Source organism: Bacillus sp. SIMBA_031, assembly GCF_046535225.1.
GTDB lineage: Bacteria > Bacillota > Bacilli > Bacillales > Bacillaceae > Bacillus > Bacillus velezensis.
Genome location: NZ_JAWRXC010000287.1, coordinates 1 through 269, shown reverse-complemented (window position 1 = coordinate 269; position 269 = coordinate 1). Strand labels below are relative to the sequence as shown.

Below are 269 nucleotides of genomic sequence, written 5' to 3'. Positions count from 1 at the left end.
CGCCAGCGAGCACGAGGGAGACGAAGGCGAAGCTTGCGAAATCGACCGCCGTGCCGACCGAAAGATCTATACCTCCGGCCGTGACGGCGAATGTCATGGCGATCGAGACGATCGCCAGCAGCGTGAAGTTATTGACCAGGATGCTCTGCAAGTTGCCGACGGTCAGAAATGCCGGCGCGAGGATCGAGAACAGCGCGAAGACCCCAACCAGAGCCGCGATCAGTCCATAGCGGGCAAGGTTAGCGATCGACCCTTCGGCGAGTTTCAAG

1 pseudogene is annotated in these 269 nt (G+C 60.2%); it reads right to left on the bottom strand.

Features of this window, described 5'->3' with window-relative positions:
• Positions 1-269: pseudogene (locus tag SB724_RS20350) on the bottom strand (hypothetical protein); the annotation flags it as partial.